Source organism: Mycolicibacter minnesotensis, assembly GCF_010731755.1.
GTDB classification, from domain to species: Bacteria; Actinomycetota; Actinomycetes; order Mycobacteriales; family Mycobacteriaceae; genus Mycobacterium; species Mycobacterium minnesotense.
Genome location: NZ_AP022589.1, coordinates 2,965,914 through 2,989,791, shown reverse-complemented (window position 1 = coordinate 2,989,791; position 23,878 = coordinate 2,965,914). Strand labels below are relative to the sequence as shown.

Below are 23,878 nucleotides of genomic sequence, written 5' to 3'. Positions count from 1 at the left end.
GTGGCTAGGCGAGCTTAATCAGTACCGGCGGTACCGGGTGAACAGGCGTCCAGCGCCGCCTCCATCTCGTCGAACACCAGGAGGCGGTCCATGGCGCGTCGGGACACGAACCCGGTATCGATCAGCCCGGACAGCCATGTCAACAGTCCCTCGTAGTGGCCGTCGGGATCGAGCAGCACCACCTCTTTGTCATGCATGCCCAAATACCCAGCTGTCCACGTTTCGAACAGCTCTTCAAGCGTGCCGATGCCGCCGGGCAGCGTCAGGAACGCGTCGGCGCGGTCGTCCATCACCTGCTTGCGCTCGCGCATGGTGTCGGTGACGATCAGCTCGTCGGCGTCGACGTCGGCCACCTCGCGGTGCAGCAAAGCCTTGGGAATCACGCCGACGGTGCGCCCGCCATGTTCCCGGGCGGCCACCGCGAGCACACCCATCGCTGAGACGTTGCCGCCGCCCCACACCAGCGTCCAGCCCCGTTCGGCGATCGTGGCGCCGACCTTGGCGGCCAGCGCCAGCAGGGCCGGATCGCTGGGACCGGACGCACAGTAGACACAGACCGCCCATTCGCTGCCACGCACATCCGAAAGGCTATCGGGCGGTTGGCTCAGACCGTAAACTCTGCGCGGTGCCGATCCGGTGGAACGTTCCCGAGCATTCGGCGGCCCTGCATCGGCTCGGCACGGCACTCACCGGCGCGCAGGCCGGGGCCGTGGTGCTCGGTCCAGACGGCTGCGGCAAGTCCACGCTGGCCCGGTTGGCCGCCGAGGCTCACGCCGAGCGCCACCCGGACACCCGCGTGCGCTGGGTGATCGGTACCCCCGCCGAACGGCAGGTGCCCTTCGGTGCCTTCAGCCATCTGGTCCGGGTCGCCGACATCGGCAAGCCCGCCGCGCTGTTGCGTGCGGCGCGGGACTCGCTGGTCGAAGAGTCCGGCGACCTGCTGTTGGTGGTCGACGACGCCCACCTGCTCGACACCTTGTCCGCGACGCTGGTCTACCAGCTGGCGCTGACCGGCTCAGCGCGCATGATCCTCACCGGGCGCGCCGACTACGCCCCGGCGGCCCCCGCTCCGATCACCGCGCTGTGGGGCGACGATCTGCTGTCACGCATCGACGTCGACGCACCCGAGCAGCGCAGCGAGGCCAGCGGCGACGTGGATACCTTCGTGGCGGGCCTGCCCGCCGACGCCCGGTCGGTGCTGGACTATCTGGCCGTCTTCGAGCCGCTGGCATCGGTCGACCTGATCGGGCTCACCAGCGCTGAGGCAGTGCGCCAGGCCGAGGAGCTCGGCGCGGTGGAGACCCGCACTCGTGGCGGCCGAGAACCCGACCCGGTGGTCTATACCGCCCACCCGCTGTTCGCCGAGCGGGCCCGCGGCTGCATGGGCGACACCGGTGCCCGTGCCCGGCGTACCGAGGCGGTGCGGGTGCTGACCGCTCGGCCCTGCGCGCACGTCGGCGAGCAGTTGAGGCTGGCGGCGCTGGCCGCCGACAGCGACGCACCCCAGCCTGCCGCGGACGTGGTGGACTCGGCCCAGCAGGCGTTGCGGCTGGGCGATCTGCACCTGGGTGAGCGACTGGCTCGCCATGCCCTGGACCGCGACGGCGGCCTGCCGGCTCGCCTGGCGCTGGCGCACGCACTGGCCTGGCAGGGCCGGGGCCGCGACGCCGACGCGGTGCTGGCGGCAGCGGACCCCGCCACACTGAGCGAGCCGGAGTTGCTGGCCTGGGCGTTACCGCGGGCCGCCAACCAGTTCTTCATGCTGGGCGAACCCGAACGTGCCACCGCATTCTTGGCCGCCACGCGCGACCGGGTCTCGGGGCCGAGCGCGCGCATCACCCTGGACGCACTGGGCGCCACGTTCGCGATGAATGCCGGCAACCTCGGCCGGGCCGTGCAGACCGCCACCGCGGTACTGGCCGACCCGGCCGCCGACGACATGGCGGTGGCCTGGGCGGGCAGTGCCGCGGCGCTGTGCGCCGCGCGTGCGGGTCGATTCGACGAGGTGGGGCCGCTGGCCCGGCGAGCGCTGGACGCCGAGCATCCCGGCGTGCTGCGGTTCACCGTCGGCCTGGCCGAGATCACCACCCTGCTGATGGCGCAGCGCCTGGATGAGGCGCGCGAGCTGGCCTGGCAGTTCACCGATTTCGCCGAGCTGGCCCAACCCGGCCGCGCGATCGGCGAGGTGCTGGTGGCGCAGGTGCTGATCGCCGCCGAGGAATTCGATGCCGCGATAGAGCTGCTGGCGCCGGCAGCCGCCACCTTGGAGCGCACCGGCTATTCGTGGGGGCCGCTGTCGCTGACCCTGCTGGCGACCGCGCTGGCCCGCCGATCCGACATCGCCGGGGCGGCAAAGGCGTTGAGCCGGGCCGAATCCCGCCACGGCACCAAGTCTGCGCTGTTCGCTCCCGAGCTTGGGGTGGCGCGGGCCTGGCAACGGGCCGGCATGCGCGATCAGCATGGGGCGATCGCCGCGGCACGGGATGCCGCCCGAATGGCCGAGCGCACCGGGCAGTCGGCGGTGGCGCTGCAGGCGTGGTCGGTGGCCACCCAGCTCGGCGACGCCCGGGCGGTGGACCCACTGGTCAAGTTGTGCGCCGAGGTCGACTGCACGTTCGGCCGAACCGCGCTGCAGCGGGCTAGGAACTGAGGATCGAAACGGCGATCATCTGGCGCCGAGTCGGCATCTGACGACGCGATATCGGCGTGTCGTGTCGTCAGATTCCGGCTCGCGGCCAGCGCCCCTGCGACGGACGTCCGGTAATTCTGCAGCGGGCTAGGAACTGAGGTAGCCGCGCAGCAGCTCGGCCACCGTACTGATCTGCTCGACCGGCACCCGTTCGTCGACGGTGTGGGCAAGGTTGGGGTCACCGGGGCCGTAGTTGACCGCGGGGATGCCGCGGGCGGCGAACCGCGACACGTCGGTCCACCCGTACTTGGCCCGGACCTGGCCGCCAGCGGCGGTCACCAGCGCGGCCGCCGCGGGCGCGGTGAGCCCCGGCAGGGCGCCGGCCGCGGCATCGGTCTGCTGTATGTCGACGTCCAGGCCATCGAACACCTCCCGCACGTGGGCCAGTGCCTGCTCGGGGGTGCGGTCGGGGGCGAAGCGGAAATTGACCGTGACGGCGGCTGCATCGGGGATGACGTTTCCGGCCACCCCGCCGTCGATGCGCACCGCCGACAAGCCTTCGCGGTAGACGCAGCCGTCGATGTCGACACTGCGCGGCTGGTAGGCGGCGAGCCGGTCCAGGACCGCCCCGAGCTTATGGATGGCGTTGTCGCCGAGCCAGGAGCGCGCCGAATGCGCCCGGGTGCCCGCAGCGCTGATCACCACCCGCAGTGTGCCCTGACAGCCGGCCTCGATGTAGCCGCCGGTGGGCTCACCCAGGATGGCGACATCGGCCACCAGCCAGTCGGCCAGGTTGCGTTCGATGCGTCCCAGCCCGTTGGCGGCCGCCTCGATCTCTTCGCAGTCATAGAAGACGCAGGTCAGATCGTGCTCCAGTGCGGTGACCGTGGCGGCCAGATGCAGGAAGACGGCGACACCCGACTTCATGTCGACCGTGCCGCAACCGTGCAGCACGTCGCCCTCGTCACCGGTGGTGGTGCGCCGGCTGGGCAGGTTGCCGGCCGCCGGCACGGTGTCCAGATGCCCGGCCAGCAGCACCCGGGTCGGACGTCCCAGCCGAGTGCGGGCCAGCACCGCGTCACCGTCGCGAATGATCTCGAAACCGGAGGTCTGGGCACGCAGTGCTGCTTCCACCTCGTCGGCGATACGCGCTTCATGCCGCGACTCGCTGGGAATGTCCACCAGCGCGGCGGTCAGGGCAATCGGGTCGGAGTGCAGATCCAGCACGCATTCAGACTAGCGGTCCGGGTACCCTGACCGGCGTGACTGGAGCTTCGGGCGTCGGGATAGCGACGCTGGCCGCAGACGGATCTGTGCTCGACACCTGGTTTCCCGCACCGGAGTTGGGCGGCTCGGGCCAGCCCGGAACCACTCGACTTGCCGCGGACGACGTGCCCGCCGATCTGGCCGGGCTGGTGGGCCGCGACGAGGACCGCGGCACCGAGACCGTCGCGGTACGCACCGTGATCGGGTCGCTGGCCGATACCGCGGTCGATGCCTACGACGCCTATCTGCGCCTGCACCTGCTCTCGCACCGGCTGGTGGCGCCGCATGGGCTCAATGCCGGCGGACTGTTCGGGGTACTGACCAACGTGGTGTGGACCAACTTCGGACCGTGCGCGGTCGAGGGCTTCGAGACCACCCGGGCCCGGCTGCGCCGGCGCGGCCCGGTGACCGTCTACGGCGTGGACAAGTTCCCCAGGATGGTCGACTACGTACTGCCGTCCGGTGTCCGCATCGCCGACGCCGACCGGGTACGCCTGGGTGCGCACCTGGCGTCGGGCACCACGGTGATGCACGAGGGGTTCGTCAACTTCAACGCGGGCACCCTGGGTGCCTCGATGGTCGAGGGACGCATCTCGGCGGGCGTGGTGGTGGGCGATGGCTCCGACGTGGGTGGTGGCGCTTCGATCATGGGAACGCTGTCAGGTGGCGGGACACAGGTGATTTCGATCGGCAGGCGCTGCTTGCTCGGCGCGAACGCCGGACTGGGAATCCCGCTGGGCGACGACTGCGTGGTCGAGGCCGGGCTGTACGTCACCGCGGGCACCAAGGTCACCCTGCCCGACGGCACCACCGCCAAGGCCCGCGAGCTGGCCGGCGGCAACAACCTGCTGTTCCGCCGCAACTCCCAGAGCGGCGCGGTGGAGGTGGTGGCCCGTGACGGTCAGGGCATCGCGCTCAACGAGGCCCTGCACGCCAACTGAACCGCCGCCTCTAGACCAGCGCCGCCTCTGGATCCCGCTGAACCGGTTGCGGCCAGGGCTGCGGAACCGGGCGGGGACGCACGATCTGCGGCCACCAGAACCAGCGTCCGAGCAGGGTCGCGATCGACGGCGTCATCAGGGACCGGACGACCAAGGTGTCGAAGAGCAGACCCAGCCCGATCGTCGTGCCGACCTGGCCGATCACGATCAGGGCGCTGACCGCCATGGAGGCCATGGTGAAGGCGAACACCAGACCCGCCGCCGTGACCACAGCACCGGTGCCGACCATCGCGCGAATCAGACCGGTGTGCAGGCCGGCGTGGATCTCCTCCTTGATGCGTGAGACCAGCAGCAGGTTGTAATCCGCACCGACGGCGAGCAGCACGATGACCGACATCGGCAGCACCATCCAGTGCAACGGGATGCCGACGAGGTGTTGCCAAATCAGCACAGACAGACCGAACGCCGAACCGAGACTGAGCACCACAGTGCCGACGATCACCGTCGCGGCGACCACGGCGCGGGTCAGCACCATCATGATGATGAAGATCAGGATCAGTGCCGCCGTCGCGACGATCAGTAGGTCGTAGTTGGCGCCCTGCTGCATGTCGTAGAACATCGCTGCGCTGCCGCCGAGGTAGATCGAGGCTCCCTCGAACGGTGTTCCCTTGATCGCATCGGCCGCCGCGACCTTGAGCGAATCGATGCGCGAGATTCCCTCAGGCGTCAACGGGTCACCCTGGTGAATGATTGTGAACCGCACAGCATGTCCGTCCGGCGACATGAACAGCTTGATGCCGCGTTTGAAGTCGGCAGTATCGAAGGCTTCCGGCGGGAGGTAGAACGAATCGTCGTTCTTGGCGGTGTCGAACGCCTCGCCCATGGCCGTGGAGTTCTCCTGCATCGCCATGTTCTGGTCCTGCTGGGCCTTCTGCACCTGGTACTGGTTGAGCAACGTCTGCTTCTGGTTCTTCATCGACTGGATCTGCGCCGGCATCACCGCGACCATCCGGGGCATCAGCTCGGCCATCCGTTGCATGTCGGGAACGATCTCATCGAAGTCGGCAGACATGGTGTCCACGCCGTCCAGGGCGTCGAAGATCGACCGCAACGACCAGCAGATGGGGATGTCGAAGCAGTGCGGCTCCCAGTAGAAGTAGTTGCGAAACACCCGGAAGAAATCGTCGAAATCGGCCATGTGATTACGCATTTCGCCGATGTCGACTGCCGTGTTGGACATCTTGTCGGCCATCCGCTGCGACACCGCGGCCAGGTCCTGCTGGATGTTCATCATCTCGGTCATTGAGTCGATGCTGGCCTGCAGATCGTCGGCCTGCTTGAGCAGGTTCTCCAGGTTGGTCTGCATGTAGTCGTTGTTCATCAGCTGGGCCGTGCCGCTCTGGCCGAGGGTGTACGGGATCGTGGAATGCTTGACCGGGTCCCCGTCGGGACGGGTGATGGTCTGCACCTGGGCGATGCCGTGCACGTTCTTGAGGGCTTTGGCGATCTTGTCGATCACCAGGAAATCGGCCGGATTGCGCAGATCGCGGTCGGTTTCGATCATCATCAGGTCCGGATTCATCTTCGCCTGCGAGAAATGCCGGAAGGCCGCCGAGTAACCCACGTTCGCCGCGACGTCGTCGGGCAGGTAGATGCGGTCGTTGTAGCTGGTGTGGTACCCGGGCAGCGCAAGCAGGCCAACCAGGGCCGCCGCGACGGCGGCCACCAGGATCGCCCCGGGCCAACGAACGGTTGCGGTGCCGACCCGGTGCCACCCGGTCGACCGGGTGACGCGCTTGGGCTCCAGAACGCGACCGAAGCGACTGCACACCGAGATGACCGCGGGCCCCAGGGTCAACGCGGCGGCGACCACGATCACCATGCCGATGGACAGCGGGAAGCCCATCGTCTGGAAATACGGCAGCCGGGTGAAGTGCAGGCAGAACGTGGCCCCGGCGATGGTCAGCCCGGAGGCCAGCACCACGTGCGCGGTGCCGTGGAACATGCTGTAGTACGCGGCTTCTCGGTCCTCACCCGCTTTGCGCGCCTCCTGATATCGACCGATCAGGAAGATCGCGTAGTCGGTGGAGGCGGCGATGGCCAGCGTCACCAGCATGTTGGATGCGAAGGTCGTCAAGCCGAACAGATTGTGAAATCCCAGGAATGCCACAAGTCCGCGGGCAGCCGACAGCTCGAACACGACCATCAGCAGCACGATCAGCGTGGTGATGACGGATCGGTACACGCCCAACAACATCACCGTAATGACGGCGAAGGTGAGCAGTTCGATCGTTTCCATGCTCTTGTCGCCGACGTGATTCTGGTCAGAACTTGTCGCCGCCGGCCCCGTGACATAAGCCTTCACACCGGCGGGGGCGGGGAGTTCGGATGCGATGTAGCGCACCGCGTCCACCGACTCGTTGGCCAGGGTCTCCCCCTGGTCGCCCGCGATGTAGACCTGAACGTAGGCGGCCTTGCCGTCGGCGCTCTGGGCGCCTTTGGCAGTCAGTGTGTCGCCCCAAAAGTCTTGAACGTGCTGCACGTGGGCGGTGTCGGCACGCAGATCGCGCACCATGCGGTCATAGAACTCGTGCGCCGCCGCGCCCAGTGGCTCGTCGCCTTCGAGCACGATCATCACCGAGCTGGACGTGTCGTACTCCTGGAACACCTTTCCGACGCGCTTGGTGGCGATCATCGACGGTGCGTCGTTGGGGCTCATCGACACCGCACGCAGCTTCCCGACTTCCTCGAGCTGCGGGACGACGACGTTCAGCAGGGCTACCAGGGCGATCCAGGCCAGGATGATCGGTATCGCGAACTTCCGGATGAATCGGGGTAGCCGCGGGGGCTCGGCGTGACGTGCCGCCGGGATGGGCTCGGTCGGCGCTCCGGCCGTCGGCGTGGTCATGCTGCCTTCACGAAGCAGAAGGTTTCGGCATTCACTCCGGTTGCCGTCCTTTCCTGTTTGACCTCGTCGTCGACGGTCACCCGGCAGCTGATGCTGTCGCCGTCGCCCTGGGCCAGGATGTTGGGCATCACCGAGGGCAGGGTGGTCTGCAGAGTCAACGTCCATGGCAGCGCCACGTCCGTGACGCGCTGCGGCTTGCCTTCGAGATCCATGTAGTTGATGACGGCCGTGGTGCCCGAACCGAAGATCTCGTACGTCACGAACTTCGGGTTGAAGTCCTCGGCGTTATCCGAGGACAGGTCGGTCACCATGACCGGATGCGCCCCGAACACCGTGCGCAATTGCGCGACGGTGAGGACGCCTGCGGCGATTGCCACCACGATCAGGGTCGGCAACCACATCCGCTTCATCAGCCTCTTCATCGTCGCTCTCCCCATTTCGGCCAGGTTCAGTCCCGCACCGTTCCAGGTAGTTAAGCTAACTAGATAAGTGGATAGAGTCAATCCGTTTTTTTGTTGTTCGCATTACACTGGGCCGTTGTGAGCGCCGAGGACACACCGAACCGCCCGTTGCGCAGGGACGCAGCACGCAATCGCCAGCGCATCCTGGAATCGGCCCGCGAGCTGTTCGCAACCAGAGGCTTGGAGCCCAACCTCAACGACGTCGCCCACCACGCCGGCGTGGGAGTCGGGACCGTCTATCGCAGATTCGCCAGCAAAGACGAACTACTCGAAGCGATCTTCGAAGACGGCCTCAATCAACTCACCGGCCTCGCGGAATCGGCTTTGCGCCAACCACATTCGTGGGAAGGACTCGCCTCGTACGTCGAGCAGATGTGCGAGATCCTGGCGACCGACCGAGGACTGCGAGAGATCGCCTTCAGTAAGTGCTACGGAGGCGATCGGGTGATCGCCGCACAGGAGCGCCTGGTCCCGGTGCTCAAAGAACTTGTCGAGCGAGCGCGGGCCGACGGCCATCTGCGTCCCGAGGTGTCCTCGACCGACATGCCGATCCTTGGACTCCTCGCAGGCACGGTGAGCGAGTTCGCCGGCCATGTCGACGCGCAGCTGTGGCGCCGCTATGTCGCCATGCTTCTCGACGGGATGCGCTACCGCGGCGATCAGGTGCCGCTGCCGGTCGCCGCGCTCGACGACGACGGCGTCGAATGCGCGATGCAGACCTGGGAACCGGCCTAGAGCATCGCCCTGCTGATCTTGTCGCTGTCTTTGCCGATCGTCTTGCAGAAGGCGCTGACCGCCAACTGCGTACCGGACAGCTCCAGGTTCGACGGCTCGCCACCCTTGGCGTCCTTGAGCATCTTGGAGACCTCGGAGCGCTGCTTCTCATCGGCGTGACTGTTGAACTCTCCGCAGGTCGTGTCACCGCCCTTATTGATGACCTTGTCCACCGCCGAGCATCCGCCGATCAGGAGCGTCGCGCCGGCGAACACGGTCGCCGCAGCGAGACTGATTCGCTTCGAAGGCTTCACGGGGCCACCCTTTCGGTGTCGGTGTCACGCAAGCGGAGCCTACGTCAGCAGCGCCTTCTTGAGGACCTTTCCCATCGCGTTGCGTGGCAGCGCATCCACGATGCGTACCTCTCGGGGTCGTTTGTGAATCGAAAGCTGCTGGGCGACATAGTCGATCAGTTCTCCTGGCTGTGCGGGCTCGGCCGGCGACGCAACGACGAACGCAACGATTCGCTGCCCCAGGTCGTCGTCGGGAAGCCCGACGACGGCAACTTCGGCCACCGCGGGATGACCGAGCAATGCCGTCTCGATCTCACCGGCCCCGACCCGGAAGCCACCGGTCTTGATCAGGTCGACCGATTCGCGTCCGACGATCCGATGCATGCCCTGGGCGTCGATCACGGCCACATCGCCGGTGCGGTACCACCCGTCGCCGTCGAAGGCGTCCGCTGTCGCGTCGGGCCGGTTGAGATAGCCGTTGAACAGCGTCGGTCCGCGCACCGCGAGCCGTCCGATGCTCTCTCCGTCGTGCGGCACGGGGCTGCCGTCGTCGGCGACGAGTTTGGTCTGCACGCCCTGCAAGGGCACCCCCACCCAACCGGGCCGGCGTTCGCCGTCGACTCGGGTGCTCAGCGTGATCAGCGATTCGGTGCTGCCATACCGCTCTATGGGTGCGTGTCCGGTCCGCTCGACCAGCGCGTCAAACACCGGGACCGGCAGGGCTGCACTGCCTGACACCAACATTCGGGCCGACCGCAACGCCGCGGCGGCGCCCGGGTCGGCTACCACCCGCGACCACACGGTCGGCACCCCGAAATACAGCGTGCCGCGTGCGGCGGCGTAGGCCTCCGGCGTCGGTTTGCCGGTGTGGACGAAGCGGTTGCCCTGCCGCAGAGATCCCACCAGGCCCAGGACGAGGCCGTGCACGTGGTACATCGGCAGTCCGTGCACCAGTACGTCGTCGGGGCTCCACTGCCAGGCCTGCGCAAGTGCATCGAGGTCGGCTGCCAGCGCCCGCCGGCTCAGCTGTACCCCCTTGGGGGGACCGGTGGTTCCGGAGGTGTAAATGATCAGCGCAGTGTCTTCGTCATCGCACGAAGCCACTGCGTGCGGCTGCTGCGACCCGGAGCGCGCCGAGAAATGCGGCAGCCCGGCGGGATCGTCGGGCCGCTCCCCCAGCCAGGCCTGTGCGCCCGAATCCCGCAGCATGTGTTGGCGCTCGGCGACGCCGACGTCGGCGGGAACCGGCACCACCGGCACCCCGGCCAGCAGACAGCCGGTGACCGCCAGCACGGTCTGCGCCGTCGGGGTGGCCAGCACCGCGACCCTGGTCGCGCCGCCGAGATCTTCGAGCACGCCCGCGGAAGCGCCGCTCAGTTGCGACCGGCTCAGCACGGTGTTGTCGATGCGTACCGCGTCGGCGATGTCTGCGGCGTTCGAGTCGTCGGAGGCCAGCGAGGTCAGCAGCATCTCCGGGACGTTACTCGTTCATCGGGACCGGCCCGGCGATCCGCTCGATCAGCGGCCGACCGTCATTAGTGGTATCAACGAATCAGTTCCCCTAATTGTGGGCGACTCCTCAAGGAAGAGGCACTCCGATGCACACCCAGCCCGGCCAGCGACGCGGCCCTCAGCGGTTGCCCCGCAACCAGCAGCGGGAGCGGGTGTTGCGGCTGGTGGGCGCGGCCGATGGCGCGGTGGATGCCGCCGAGCTCGCCGAGCGGATGCAGTTGCACGTCACGACCGTGCGCTTTCACCTCGACGCCCTCTGCGACCTGGGGGCTGTCGCGCGGACCCGGATCAAACGTGACGGGGTGGGGCGGCCCCGGACGGGCTACGTGGCGGTTCGTGACCGACTGGACTATCGCAACCTCGCCGAGATCCTGGCTATGGAGCTCGGCGATACCGTCGCCGAGCGCGCCGAGCGGGCCGAACGGGTCGGCCGGCGCTGGGCCGACCGGATCCTGGCGGCCAACGACTCAGCCACCGAGGGACCCGTCACCGCCGGCGGATCCGGGCCCGACGCCGGCATCGATGACTGCGCCGGCCGGATCGCCGGGATCTTCGCGCGCATGGGCTTCAGTGCCGAACTCGCCGCGATGGCACCTGACGACGCCGATGCCGAGGACTCCCACCAGCGCACCATCCTGCTACACGCGTGCCCGGTGTACGACCTGGCGCGTGCTCACCCGGAGGTGAGCTGTGCCATGCACCTGGGCGTGTTGCGCGGGCTGCTCAACGCCAGGAACGGGGCGGGCGGCAGTGCCGAGCTCAAACCGTTCGTCGAACCGGAGATGTGCGTCGCCAAGGTGATCGGCCACTAGCCGGTTCGACAGTCACTCGGTGTCGTCGGCGAATTCGCAGAAGGCCGTGTAGGCGCGGGCCCCGTAGATGGTGGCCGGGCCACCGTGCATGAGGATGCTGACGCCGATCGCTTCGGCCGCCTCGGCCTTGGTGGCCCCGGCCCGTGCCGCTGCGCGGGCATGTGAGGCGATGCAGCCGTCGCAGCCCTGCACCACGCCCATGGCCATCGCCATCAGCTCCTTGACCTTGCGGTCCAGTGCGCCGGATTCGAATGTGGCCTTGCTCATCTCGCCGAATGCTTGGTAGACGCCGGGAATCTGCTGCCGCAGGTCGCGGTGCTGCGGGTTCAGTTCGTTCAGGACTTCCTGGTAATGACTTATACCCACCGGGGTATCAGGCCGCGGAGTGTGTCACCCGGTGGCATAGGCCACCGCGATCTCGGCCGCCAAGCGGGCATTGCCCAGCACCAGTGCGACATTGGCGGCCACCGATGCGCCGTGAGTCGCGCGGTGAAAATGGCCGAGCAGGTACGGGGTCACGTCCTTGCCGCGCACCCCCGCCGCCTCGGCCGCCGCGAGGCCTTCGGCCAGCACCCGGTCATGTAGCGCGCGGTCCAGCTCGGCCTCAGCGGAGATCGGATTGGCCAGCACCAACCCGTAACCCTTGGTACCCAACCGGTCGCGGGCCCGCAGGACGGCCGCGGCCTGCTCGGGATTCTGAATCCACCAGTCCAGCCGATGGCCGGAGTCGGCGAGATAGAAAGCCGGGAAGCGCTCCGTGCGGTAGCCGATCACCCCCACCGACAGCGTCTCCAGCCGCTCCAGCGTCGCCCCGATGTCGAGGATCGATTTCACGCCCGAACACACCACCAGCACCGGGGTGCGCGACAGCGCCGTCAGGTCCGCGGACTCGTCGTAGGTCTCCTGCGCGCCGCGATGCACGCCGCCCAAACCCCCGGTGGCGAACACCGTGATGCCGGCGGCCGCAGCGAGGTGCGCGGTCGCCGCGACCGTGGTCGCGCCGTCCCCACCCGCCGCGGCCAGCATCGCGATCTCGCGAACACTGACCTTGACCGCCGTGGTGCCGGTGGCGATTCGGTGCAGCGCATCGTCGTCCAGCCCGATCTGCGGTTGGCCGTCGAGGATGGCGATGGTGGCCGGCACCGCGCCTGCCGCGCGCACGCAGGCCTCGATGTCGCGAGCGATCTGCAGATTGCCCGGGTGCGGCAAGCCGTGACTGATGATCGTGCTCTCCAACGCCACCACGGCCCGGCCGGCCGCCAGTGCATCGGCGACCTCGGGATGAATGCGCATGCGCTGAGCCTATTGCGCTGGCGCCCGACCCGATCCGGATGCGCTGATCGTGTCAGAACGCAGTCCTACCGCTGCAGCTATGTCTCGCGGATCGTCGGGGTGAAGGCCGGCTACGGCCTGTGGGTGACCCAGGCCGAGCACGACGCGATCGAGCGGGTTCTCACCGACGACTGCGATGCACCACCGCCCTCTAACCCAGCCGGGCGGCGGCCGCGGCGATGCGTTCGTCGGTGGCCGTCAGCGCCACCCGAACATGGTGCGCCCCGGCCGGTCCGTAGAACTCGCCCGGCGCCACCAGGATGCCGCGCTGCGCCAGCCATTCGACGGTGGTACGGCACGCCTCGCCGCGGGTGGCCCACAGGTACAGCCCGCCTTGCGACAATTCGACGGTGAACCCGGCCGCCCGCATGGCCGACAGCAGCGTCGCCCGGCGGCGGGCGTAGCGGTCGCGCTGTTCGCGCTCGTGCGCGTCGTCATCGAGGGCGGCGACCATGGCCGATTGGATCGGGGTGGGCACCATCATCCCGGCGTGTTTGCGCACCGCCAACAGTTCGGCGACCACCGCGGCGTCCCCGGCCACGAAACCGGCCCGGTACCCCGCCAGCGATGACGTCTTGGACAGCGAGTGCACCGCCAGTAGCCCGCGGTGGTCGCCGTCGCACACCGCCGGGTGCAGCACCGAGAGTGGTTGCGCGTCCCAGCCCAGACCGAGGTAGCACTCATCGGAGACCACCAGCACGTCGTGCTCACGGGCCCAGCCGACGACGGCTCGCAGCTCGGCTTCACCCAGGATCGCCCCGGTGGGGTTGCTCGGCGAATTGAGGTAGACCAGGGCCGGTGGCGGGCCGTCGAGCAGGTGCGGCGTATCGCTGCGCACCCACTGCGCTCCGGCAAGCCGGGCCCCGACTTCGTAGGTCGGGTAGGCCAGCTCGGGGACCACCACCACGTGCTCGGCGCCCAAGCCGAGCAGGGTGGGCAGCCAGGCGATCAGCTCCTTGGTGCCGATCACCGGCAACACCGCTGATTCACTCAGCCCGGTGATTCCGTAGCGCCGTTCCAGCGCCGACGCCGCCGCCGTTCGCAGCGCCGCGGTTCCGGCGGTGGTGGGGTACCCCGGAGCCGACGACGCCGCTGCCAGCGCGTCACGGATGACGGGGGCTACGGGATCGACCGGGGTGCCCACGGACAGGTCGACGATGCCGTCGGGGTGGGACCTGGCCAGCGCCGTCGCCTCGGCCAGGGTGTCCCAGGGAAAGGTGGGCAGCGCGGCCGACCTGCCGCCGGTGACAGGACTCATGGGGCTGCGACGAGGCGCGGTGGATTCATCGGTTTCTGATAGTAGAGCCCGCCCCGGGAGCGCATCCACCACCAGCTCGACAGCCGTAGCTATGCGCACAGTTGCACTGCAACTAATTGCATATGGGCGCGGAGCTGCCTACCCTGGCCCGGGTGGCCCTACCGCACGCGATCCTGGTGTCGCTCAACGAGCAGTCGGGCTCGGGCTACGAGCTCGCGCACCGCTTTGACCGTTCGATCGGCTACTTCTGGAGCGCCACCCACCAGCAGATCTATCGGACGCTGCGCACCATGGAAGCCGACGGCTGGGTGCAGGTGACCGAGGTGGCCCAGCAGGGTCGCCCGGACAAGAAGGTCTACACCGTGGCTGAGGCCGGCCGCGCGGAGCTGGCCCGGTGGATTGCGGCCCCGCTGACCGGCCGCGGAAGCTCGGTGCTGGACAACCGACTGCGCGAACTGGCGGTCAAGATCCGCGGCGCCGGCCACGGCGAGCGCGCCGCGGTGCGCGACCAGGCCACCGTCCTGCGGGCCGAACGTGGCGAGCGACTGGACGTCTACCGCGCCCTGGAGAAAAAGCAGTTCCCCGACCCCACCGCCTTGTCCGGTGCCGCGCTGCACCAGTACCTGGTCCTGCGCGGCGGCATCCGCGCCGAGGAGAGCGCGATCGACTGGCTCGACGAGGTAGCCGCGGCACTGCGATGAACGACCCAGATGAAGGGGCCACTGTGACCACAGATTCCACCCACGCCTATCCGATCCTCATGTCTGGACTGGACCTGGGATTCACGACCCTGTCCAACCGGGTGGTGATGGGGTCCATGCACACCGGGCTGGAGGACCGCGCCGCCGACACCGGCAGGCTGGCCGAATACTTCGCAGCGCGGGCTCGCGGCGGCGTGGGGCTGATCATCACCGGCGGCTACGCCCCGAACCGGTCAGGCTGGCTGTTGCCGTTCGCCGCCGCGATGACCACCCGAGCCGACGCACGACGGCATCGCCGTATCACCGATGCCGTGCACGACGCAGGCGGCAAAATCGCGCTCCAGGTGCTGCACGCGGGACGCTATGCCTACCATCCCTTTTCGGTCAGCGCGTCGAGCATCAAGGCGCCGATCAATCCGTTCCGGCCACGTGCGCTGTCCACCCGCGGCGTCGAGTCGACGATCGCCGACTTCGCCCGCACCGCGGTGCTGGCCCGCGAGGCCGGCTACGACGGCGTCGAGATCATGGGCAGCGAGGGCTACCTGCTGAACCAGTTTCTGGCGCCGTGCACCAACAAGCGCACCGATGCCTACGGCGGCACCGCCGCCAACCGGCGCCGCTTTCCGGTAGAGATCGTGGCCCGCACCCGCGCCGCCGTCGGCGACGACTTCATCATCTGTTACCGGCTGTCGATGGCCGACTACGTCGAAGGCGGCCAAAGCTGGGAGGAGATCCTCTCGCTGGCGACCGAAGTCGAGGCAGCCGGGGCCACCCTGATCAACTCCGGGTTCGGCTGGCACGAGGCACGGGTGCCGACCATCGTGACCTCAGTCCCCAACGGCGCGTTCGTCGGAATCTCGCACGCCGTCGCCGACCACGTCACGATCCCGGTGGTGGCGTCCAACCGCATCAACATGCCGCAGGCCGCCGAACAGGTCCTGGCCGAGACGTCGGTGCGCCTGATCTCCATGGCGCGCCCCATGCTGGCCGACCCGGACTGGGTACGCAAGGCCGCCGACGGCCGAGCCGAGCAGATCAACACCTGCATCTCCTGCAACCAGGCCTGCCTGGACCACGTCTTCGTGCACAAGAAGGTCTCCTGCCTGGTCAATCCGCGCGCCGGCCACGAGACCCTGTTGGTGCTCGGCCCCACTCAGCGGCGCCGTCGCATTGCGGTGGTGGGCGCCGGACCGGCCGGCTTGTCGGCGGCGGTGTCGGCCGCCGAACGCGGCCATGAGGTGACGCTGTTTGAGGCCAACGAGTTCATCGGCGGCCAGTTCGATCTCGCCCGCCGGATTCCAGGCAAGGAGGAGTTCGCCGGGACCATCCGTTACTTCACCACGATGCTCGACAAGTACGCGGTGACGGTGCGGCTGGGTAGCCGCGCCCGGGCCGAGGAGCTGATCGGCTTCGACGAGGTGGTGCTGGCCACCGGCGTTCGGCCACGGATCCCCCAGATCCCGGGCATCGACCATCCGATGGTGATGTCCTATGCCGAGGCGATCGCCGGCCGACCGGTCGGCCCCGCGGTGGCGGTGGTGGGAGCCGGCGGTATCGGTTTCGATGTCAGCGAGTTCCTGGTCGTGGATGCACCGGAGTCCTCGCCGGCCCTGCATCTCAAAGAGTGGAAGGCCGAATGGGGCGCCGCCGACCCCTGGGAGGCCAGGGGCGCACTGCTGCCGCCGGACCCGGCGCCGCCCGCCCGCGAGGTCTACCTGTTGGCCCGCACTGCGGGCGCCCAAGGCCGCAAGTTGGGCAAGACCAGCGGCTGGGTGCACCGGGCGTCGCTGAAAGCCAAGAACGTCCACCAACTCTCCGGAGTGAACTACGACCGTATCGACGATGACGGTCTGCATATCAGTCACGGCCCCAACAAGTCTCGTCCGCAGCTGCTGGCCGTGGACAACGTGGTGATCTGTGCCGGACAGGAATCGGTGCGCGACCTCGAAGATGGCTTGCGGCAACACGGAGTGAACCCGCACATCATCGGCGGGGCGGCGCTGGCCTCGGAACTGGACGCCAAACGCGCCATCAAGCAGGGCACCGAACTCGCCGCCCGGCTGTAACGCTCATCACTACGGGCGCAATCGGCGCCCGAATGTAACGATCATCACTACGGTCGCGATCGGCGCCCCTATAGCAGATGTCCTTGCGCAGCAGGGAAATAGGCCGCATGGGGCACAGAAGCGACTTCATATCTTGATGCGCATAAATTGACTTTCGCTGTACACCAGCACAATCAGGCCGCTTGCAGCCAATCTCAGCGACCGGTCGATTTGACGGAGCAGCCCCTCGGCTGATTCCCCTCTCTCTGCTCCCGGCGCATTTTCTTCATGGTGATGCATTGGGTGGACAGGGTTTTGGGCATCGGGTTCCCTTAGCGCAACTTGAGGCGTTCTCAGGTTGGTTTGCGGTTTGTAGCTCGGAGGGAGCAGTGGTGATGGCGCGTCGGCGGGGTATGAAGGGCAGTCCCAGCGTGGGGTGGGTTGGTGCGCGTGGGACTGGTCGGCGTGGGTGCGCTGCGGCGGGTGTGGGCGCGTTTTTGGCGTTGGGGTCGGCGGTGGCCCCGCCGGCTCAAGCTGATGAATGGGACTGGTTGTCCGATCTTTTCGATCCGACCCTGTGGTCGGCGTCGGGCTGGGACTCCACGCCCTGGTGGGAAAGCCTGGATCTGACGTGGAATGACCCGTTGGCGGGGGCGGCCTTCGGTAGTTCCCTGACGGACTTCGATCAGTGGCTGGTTGAGACGGTCACCGGTGCGGGCCAGTCCGTGTTGGCCGATCCCTTTGTCTCGCAGATCGTCTCGGTGATCAATGACCCGTACGTTTACCTATTCGGCCGCGAGCTCCTCGGCAACGGCATCGACGGCTTCACCGGAACCAACGACTCAGTATTCGGTAGTTCGGGAATCTTCGGAGACCTCGGCGACGGCGGCTTCCTGTTCGGCAACGGCGGCGCCGGAGCAGCCGGCGCCGATGGCGGAGACGCCGGCTGGATCGGCAACGGTGGTGCCGGCGGGGCCGGCCTAGACAGCCTTGATGCCGCGATCGCCGGCGGAATCGGTGGCAACGGCGGCGCAGGCGGCTGGCTGCTGGGCAATGGCGGCATCGGAGGAGCCGGCGGGACCGGATTCGACGGTATCGACGGCATCGGCGGGGCCGGAGGAGCCGGCGGCGACGGCGGGGCCAGTGGATTCTGGTTCGGCGCTGGTGGCACCGGCGGGGCCGGCGGCGCCGGTGGCCGGGGAGCTGACGGAATCGCACCGGTCCTCGACGGGCGGGCCGCCGACGGCGCTGACGGCGGGCTCTTGCCCGCACTCAACGCGGCAGGCCTGGCCGGTGGCAACGGCGCCGACGGCGCACTCAGCGACCTCGGCGCCCAGGCCGGTGGTCACGGCGGCCTGGGTCAAGACAGCCTCAGCGACGACGGTGTCACCAATGCCCTCGGCGGAGCCGGCGGCATCGGTGGCGACGGAGCAACAGGGGCAGCCGGCGGCAACGGCGCCGCGGGCGGCTCGGCCACTGCCATCACCGGTGCCACCGCCACCGGTGGTGACGGCGGCAATGGCGGCAACGGCGGCAACGGCGTATCCGGCTTCGCCGGAGGCGCCGGCGGTGATGGTGGCGCAGGAGGCCGCTCCGGGATCTTCGGAGCCGCCGGTATCGGTGGTATCGGAGGCGCCGGCGGTGCCGGTGGCGTGGGCACCGCCGGCGGCGACGGCGGAAACGGCGGCAACGGCGGCCTGGCCGCAGGAACCACACCCGATGGCACCACCGTCGACAGCACAGTGACAGCCACCGGCGGAAACGGTGGCCTCGGCGGAAACGGCGGCATCGGAGGCGCCGGAGGCAACGGTGGTGCCGGAGGCAACGGCGGCGCAGGCGGGCGGACCGGAATCCTCGGACTGCGCCCCGCCGCCGCTGACGGAAACGGCGGCACCGGAGGTGCCGGCGGCAACAGTGGCACCGGCGGAAACGCCGGCAACGGCGGCAACGCCGGCGACGCAACCACCCAAGGCGGCACCGGCGGAAACGGAGGCATCGGCGGCAACGCCGGAGCCATCGGAATCGGCGGCCAAGGCGGCCACGGCACCACCACCGGCACAGCCGGCGCAAACGGTCTCTACGGCGGATCCGACACCGCCCTCAGCGGCAACGGCGGCAACGGCGGCGCAGGCGGCAACGGCTACCTCACCACCCTCAACCCCACCCAATCCGGCAACGGCGGCACCGGCGGAAACGCCGGCAACGGCGGCGCAGCCGGCAACATCGGCACCGGCGGAAACGGCGGCACCGGAGGCCACGGCGCAACCGGAGCCAACGGAGTCAATGGTGTCGACTTCGGGGACTCCGGAACCAGTGGCGGCAACGGCGGCGCAGGTGGCGCAGGTGGCCACGGCGGTGACGGTGGCTCGCTGGCCGGCAACGCCGGAAACGGCGGCGCAGGCGGCAACGGCGCCAGCGGCGGCAACGGTGGTAACGGCCGCAACGGTGCCGCAGGCGTGACTGGGGTCGATGACGGCGCCGGCCATGACGGCGGTGACGGCGGCGCCGGTGGAAATGGGGGCGCCGGTGGCGCCGGCGGTAACGCCGGCAGCGCCTCCCACGGCGCCCAGGGCACCAACGGCAGCGGTGGAAACGGCGCCAGCGCAGGCAACGCCGGCAATGCCGGTAACGGCGGTTCCGGCGCGGACGGCGACACCACCAACCTCGACGGTGGCCGCGGCGGCAACGGCGGTGACCGCGGGACCGCAGGCGTTGGTGGAACGGGCGGTGCGGCAGGCACCGGGGGCTCCGGTGGTGCCGACGGCACTGACGGCACCGACGGCTCGCAGGCCTCCGGCGGAAACGGTGGCGACGGCGGCAACGGCCAAAACGCCACCGCACCGGGAACTGACGGTGGCGCCGGCGGCGCCGGCGGCAACGCGGGAATCATCGGCAACGGCGGCAACGGTGGCCTCGGCGGAAGCGGCGCCCTCGGTGCCAACGGCGTCAACCCCACTCCCAACCAGACCAGTACCGCCGCGAACGGAACCAGCCAATCGAGCAGCAGTTCCAGCGGCACGGGCGCCAATGGTGGCAACGCCACCAACGGCAGCACCACGGGCCAGGGCGGCGGCAACGGCGGCAACGGCCAGGGCGCCTTCGTCACCGGCGGCACCCTCACCAGCACCAGCGGCGGCAACGGCGGCAACGGCGGCAACGGCGGCGATCTCGCCAACGGTGGCAATGGTGGCAACGGCGGCGTCGCCGCTGGAAGGAACTCGGGAATCGTCACCGCCAACGGCGGCGATGGGGGCCAAGGCGGCAACGGCGGTGACGGAGGCGCCGGCGGCAACGGCGGTACCGGCGGCGGCGTCGGCACGACGTCGACGATCGCCAACCGCGGCTTCGGTGGTGACGGCGGCGATGGCGGTGACGGCGGTGCCGGGGCCAAGGGCGGAAACGGCGGCACCGGTGGCGCGATCGGCACCAGTGTCGAGAACCCCGGTTTCAGCGTCGCCGGTAACGGCGGCACCGGCGGCACCGGCGGCACCGGCGCGGCCGGGCAGACCGGCGGCGCCGGAGGGGTCGGCGGGGCTGGCGGTAGCGGCGGCACGATCAGTGGCAACGGTGGAATCGGCGGCGCGGGTGGCACGGGCGGCACCGGCGGCACCGGCGACGTCGGCGGAAACGGCGGCACCGGCGGCAACGGCGGGGCCGGACAGCTTTCCGGCAGTACCAGTGGCAACGGCGGCAACGGCGGCAACGCCGGCACCGGTGGCGCAGGTGGCACCGGCGGGGCGGGCGGCAATGGCGGAGCGGGCGGCAAAGCGCTCGGTTCGGGCGATGACGGCACGGGCGGCGACGCGGGCACCGGCGGAAACGGCGGCACCGGCGGAAGCGGCGGCACCGGCGGTGCAGCGGGCTCGGCCGGCACGGTGGTCACGGGCGGCATCGTCGGCACCGCCGGAACAGCCGGCACGGGCGGCAGCCAGGGCGCGGCAGGTTCCTCCGGCTCCAACGGTCAGCCCGGAGTCTGATCCCGCGGGTACGCGAAAGGCCCTGCATGCGATGTCATGCAGGGCCTTTCACTCAAGTTATGTCAGCAGATCTTGGATAGGAGCAGTGGTGATGGCGCGTCGGCGGGGTATGAAGGGCAGTCCCAGCGTGGGGTGGGTTGGTGCGCGTGGGACTGGTCGGCGTGGGTGCGCTGCGGCGGGTGTGGGCGCGTTTTTGGCGTTGGGGTCGGCGGTGGCCCCGCCGGCTCAAGCTGATGAATGGGACTGGTTGTCCGATCTTTTCGATCCGACCCTGTGGTCGGCGTCGGGCTGGGACTCCACGCCCTGGTGGGAAAGCCTGGATCTGACGTGGAATGACCCGTTGGCGGGGGCGGCCTTCGGTAGTTCCCTGACGGACTTCGATCAGTGGCTGGTTGAGACGGTCACCGGTGCGGGCCAGTCCGTGTTGGCCGATCCCTTTGTCTCGCAGATCGTCTCGGTGATCAATGACCCGTACGTTTACCTATTCGGCCGCGAGCTCCTCGGCAACGGCATCGACGGCTTCACCGGAACCAACGACTCAGTATTCGGTAGTTCGGGAATCTTCGGAGACCTCGGCGACGGCGGCTTCCTGTTCGGCAACGGCGGCGCCGGAGCAGCCGGCGCCGATGGCGGAGACGCCGGCTGGATCGGCAACGGTGGTGCCGGCGGGGCCGGCCTAGACAGCCTTGATGCCGCGATCGCCGGCGGAATCGGTGGCAACGGCGGCGCAGGCGGCTGGCTGCTGGGCAATGGCGGCATCGGAGGAGCCGGCGGGACCGGATTCGACGGTATCGACGGCATCGGCGGGGCCGGAGGAGCCGGCGGCGACGGCGGGGCCAGTGGATTCTGGTTCGGCGCTGGTGGCACCGGCGGGGCCGGCGGCGCCGGTGGCCGGGGAGCTGACGGAATCGCACCGGTCCTCGACGGGCGGGCCGCCGACGGCGCTGACGGCGGGCTCTTGCCCGCACTCAACGCGGCAGGCCTGGCCGGTGGCAACGGCGCCGACGGCGCACTCAGCGACCTCGGCGCCCAGGCCGGTGGTCACGGCGGCCTGGGTCAAGACAGCCTCAGCGACGACGGTGTCACCAATGCCCTCGGCGGAGCCGGCGGCATCGGTGGCGACGGAGCAACAGGGGCAGCCGGCGGCAACGGCGCCGCGGGCGGCTCGGCCACTGCCCTCAGCGGTGCCACCGCCACCGGTGGTGACGGCGGCAATGGCGGCAACGGCGGCAACGGCGTATCCGGCTTCGCCGGAGGCGCCGGCGGTGATGGTGGCGCAGGAGGCCGCTCCGGGATCTTCGGAGCCGCCGGTATCGGTGGTATCGGAGGCGCCGGCGGTGCCGGTGGCGTGGGCACCGCCGGCGGCGACGGCGGAAACGGTGGCAACGGCGGCCTGGCCGCAGGAACCACACCCGATGGCACCACCGTCGACAGCACAGTCACGGCCACCGGCGGAAACGGTGGCCTCGGCGGAAACGGCGGCACCGGAGGTGCCGGAGGCAACGGCGGCGCAGGCGGCAACGGCGGTGCCGGCGGGCGGACCGGAATCCTCGGACTGCGCCCCGCCGCCGCTGACGGAAACGGCGGCACCGGAGGTGCCGGCGGCAACAGTGGCACCGGCGGAAACGCCGGCAACGGCGGCAACGCCGGCGACGCAACCACCCAAGGCGGCACCGGCGGAAACGGAGGCATCGGCGGCAACGCCGGAGCCATCGGAATCGGCGGCCAAGGCGGCCACGGCACCACCACCGGCACAGCCGGCGCAAACGGTCTCTACGGCGGATCCGACACCGCCCTCAGCGGCAACGGCGGCAACGGCGGCGCAGGCGGCAACGGCTACCTCACCACCCTCAACCCCACCCAATCCGGCAACGGCGGCACCGGCGGAAACGCCGGCAACGGCGGCGCAGCCGGCAACATCGGCACCGGCGGAAACGGCGGCACCGGCGGAAACGGCGCAGCAGGCACCAACGGAGTCAATCCCACCTTCAACCAGACCGGCGTCGCCCCAAGAGGGACCAACGGCAAGTTGAACGGCGCGCCTGACGGCAGCGGAGATGGCTCAAACGCCACAGCCGGTCGCGATGGCAGCACCCTCGGCCAACGCGGAGGCGACGGCGGCAACGGCGGAGCCGGAGAAATGACCCAGTTCTGGCCTGGAACCATCAACGGCGGTGCTGGTGGTGACGGCGGTAACGGCGCTGACCACGCGAACGGCGGCAACGGTGGACGCGGCGGCGACGCCCTCGCCGACACCGTCAACTATGGCAGCACTGCTCACGGCGGGGATGGCGGAGACGGCGGCAACGGTGGCGCGGGCGGCAACGGCGGCACCGGGGGCAACGGCGGTGATCAGGGCAGCGATTTCGGTACCGGCGGTGACGGCGGTCGCGGCGGTGACGGCGGCGCCGGCGCCAACGGCGGCAACGGCGGTAGGGGCGGGTTCGCCCTGACACTGAGTTATCCCACCAGCAATATCGGTAACACCGGCGGCTACGGCGGAGACGGCGGCACGGGCGGAGACGGCGCCGCCGGAACGGCTGGAGGGGCGGGCGGATCCGGAGGGACCGGTGGAGCCGGCGGTGTGATCCGCGGCGACGGCGGCATCGGTGGAGCCGGCGGAAACGGCGCCGCAGGTGGAAACGGCGACGGCGGCGGAAACGGCGGCAACGGCGGCACCGGCGGCAGCGGGAGGGGGATTTGCGGCTGCAGCATCAGCGGCAACGGCGGGGACGGCGGGGACGGCGGAGCCGGTGGGGACGGTGGCGCAGGCGGCGCAGGCGGCGCAGGCGGCGCAGGCGGTACCGCCCTCGGCGCCGGCAACGATGGCGCGCACGGTGCAGGCGGCACGGGCGGCGTAGGGGGAACCGGCGGAACCGGCGGAAACGGCGGAGCCAGAGGCGCTGCGGGTGAAATACCCTCGGGCGGCTATAAGGGCAGCGTCGGGAACCTGGGCCGCAACGGTGCCGACGGCGCGACCGGTACCACCGGCTCTAACGGCTGGTCGGGTCCGCCGGCCGCCTGATCAT

General features: G+C 69.5%; 17 protein-coding genes. 8 read left to right on the top strand and 9 right to left on the bottom strand.

Annotation, left to right across the window (positions count from 1 at the left end; translation table 11 throughout):
• Positions 1-14: 14 nt before the first annotated feature.
• The gene (locus G6N09_RS13910; RefSeq protein ID WP_083027144.1) at positions 15-578 is read right to left on the bottom strand and encodes a cytokinin riboside 5'-monophosphate phosphoribohydrolase; all 564 of its coding nucleotides are present in this window, start codon (positions 576-578) and stop codon (positions 15-17) included.
• A gap of 47 nt (positions 579-625) precedes the next feature.
• Between G6N09_RS13910 and G6N09_RS13905 the strand changes: the two genes are divergently transcribed.
• Positions 626-2,650, top strand: coding sequence for an ATP-binding protein (locus G6N09_RS13905; RefSeq protein WP_083027145.1), 2,025 nt, complete (start codon positions 626-628; stop codon positions 2,648-2,650).
• Between the two features lie 126 nt (positions 2,651-2,776).
• Here the strand turns inward: G6N09_RS13905 and dapE are convergent, their stop codons facing one another.
• Complete coding sequence (gene dapE / locus G6N09_RS13900; protein ID WP_083027146.1) at positions 2,777-3,856, bottom strand: succinyl-diaminopimelate desuccinylase; 1,080 nt, start codon at positions 3,854-3,856, stop codon at positions 2,777-2,779.
• A 26-nt stretch (positions 3,857-3,882) separates the two neighbouring features.
• Here dapE and dapD point away from each other — a divergent pair, with 26 nt between their 5' ends.
• Positions 3,883-4,836, top strand: coding sequence for a 2,3,4,5-tetrahydropyridine-2,6-dicarboxylate N-succinyltransferase (dapD, locus tag G6N09_RS13895; protein ID WP_109558993.1), 954 nt, complete (start codon positions 3,883-3,885; stop codon positions 4,834-4,836).
• 10 nt (positions 4,837-4,846) lie between these two features.
• Here the strand turns inward: dapD and G6N09_RS13890 are convergent, their stop codons facing one another.
• Positions 4,847-7,744: an MMPL/RND family transporter gene (locus G6N09_RS13890; protein ID WP_083027148.1), complete on the bottom strand. Its 2,898-nt coding sequence runs from the start codon at positions 7,742-7,744 to the stop codon at positions 4,847-4,849.
• Positions 7,741-8,166 (bottom strand): MmpS family transport accessory protein, encoded by a 426-nt coding sequence (locus tag G6N09_RS13885; protein ID WP_083027149.1) that lies wholly within the window; start codon positions 8,164-8,166, stop codon positions 7,741-7,743. The genes G6N09_RS13890 and G6N09_RS13885 overlap by 4 nt, the downstream gene beginning before the upstream one ends.
• A 117-nt stretch (positions 8,167-8,283) precedes the next feature.
• Between G6N09_RS13885 and G6N09_RS13880 the strand changes: the two genes are divergently transcribed.
• Positions 8,284-8,940: a TetR/AcrR family transcriptional regulator gene (locus G6N09_RS13880; protein ID WP_083027150.1), complete on the top strand. Its 657-nt coding sequence runs from the start codon at positions 8,284-8,286 to the stop codon at positions 8,938-8,940.
• On the opposite strand, the gene G6N09_RS13875 is transcribed toward G6N09_RS13880, so the two are convergent.
• Entirely contained in the window at positions 8,937-9,233 is a 297-nt protein-coding gene (locus G6N09_RS13875; RefSeq protein WP_234807081.1) for a hypothetical protein, read from the bottom strand. The two genes, G6N09_RS13880 and G6N09_RS13875, sit on opposite strands and share 4 nt — an antisense overlap.
• A 39-nt stretch (positions 9,234-9,272) precedes the next feature.
• Complete coding sequence (locus G6N09_RS13870) at positions 9,273-10,682, bottom strand: acyl-CoA synthetase (RefSeq protein ID WP_083027151.1); 1,410 nt, start codon at positions 10,680-10,682, stop codon at positions 9,273-9,275.
• A 128-nt stretch (positions 10,683-10,810) separates the two neighbouring features.
• Here G6N09_RS13870 and G6N09_RS13865 point away from each other — a divergent pair, with 128 nt between their 5' ends.
• Positions 10,811-11,536, top strand: coding sequence for a helix-turn-helix transcriptional regulator (locus G6N09_RS13865; protein ID WP_083027152.1), 726 nt, complete (start codon positions 10,811-10,813; stop codon positions 11,534-11,536).
• Positions 11,537-11,548: 12 nt separating this feature from the next.
• On the opposite strand, the gene G6N09_RS13860 is transcribed toward G6N09_RS13865, so the two are convergent.
• From G6N09_RS13860 to dapC, 3 genes are all read right to left on the bottom strand, one after another.
• Positions 11,549-11,902 carry a carboxymuconolactone decarboxylase family protein gene (locus G6N09_RS13860; protein WP_083027153.1) on the bottom strand — a complete coding sequence of 118 codons (354 nt, stop codon included), beginning with the start codon at positions 11,900-11,902 and terminating at the stop codon, positions 11,549-11,551.
• A gap of 24 nt (positions 11,903-11,926) precedes the next feature.
• On the bottom strand, positions 11,927-12,829 hold the full coding sequence (locus G6N09_RS13855) for a pseudouridine-5'-phosphate glycosidase (protein WP_083027154.1): 903 nt from the start codon (positions 12,827-12,829) through the stop codon (positions 11,927-11,929).
• A gap of 190 nt (positions 12,830-13,019) precedes the next feature.
• The gene (gene dapC, locus G6N09_RS13850; RefSeq protein WP_083027155.1) at positions 13,020-14,126 is read right to left on the bottom strand and encodes a succinyldiaminopimelate transaminase; all 1,107 of its coding nucleotides are present in this window, start codon (positions 14,124-14,126) and stop codon (positions 13,020-13,022) included.
• Positions 14,127-14,278: 152 nt separating this feature from the next.
• On the opposite strand from dapC, the gene G6N09_RS13845 reads away from it, so the two are divergent.
• From G6N09_RS13845 to G6N09_RS20340, 4 genes are all read left to right on the top strand, one after another.
• Complete coding sequence (locus G6N09_RS13845) at positions 14,279-14,827, top strand: PadR family transcriptional regulator (RefSeq protein ID WP_083027188.1); 549 nt, start codon at positions 14,279-14,281, stop codon at positions 14,825-14,827.
• A 59-nt stretch (positions 14,828-14,886) separates the two neighbouring features.
• A complete protein-coding gene (locus G6N09_RS13840) occupies positions 14,887-16,893 on the top strand; it encodes an NADPH-dependent 2,4-dienoyl-CoA reductase (protein ID WP_244959519.1) in 2,007 nt (668 codons plus the stop codon).
• A 464-nt stretch (positions 16,894-17,357) separates the two neighbouring features.
• A complete protein-coding gene (locus G6N09_RS13835) occupies positions 17,358-20,849 on the top strand; it encodes a PE family protein (RefSeq protein ID WP_163752801.1) in 3,492 nt (1,163 codons plus the stop codon).
• A gap of 181 nt (positions 20,850-21,030) precedes the next feature.
• Positions 21,031-23,874: a PE family protein gene (locus G6N09_RS20340; protein WP_163752799.1), complete on the top strand. Its 2,844-nt coding sequence runs from the start codon at positions 21,031-21,033 to the stop codon at positions 23,872-23,874.
• Positions 23,875-23,878 lie beyond the last annotated feature (4 nt).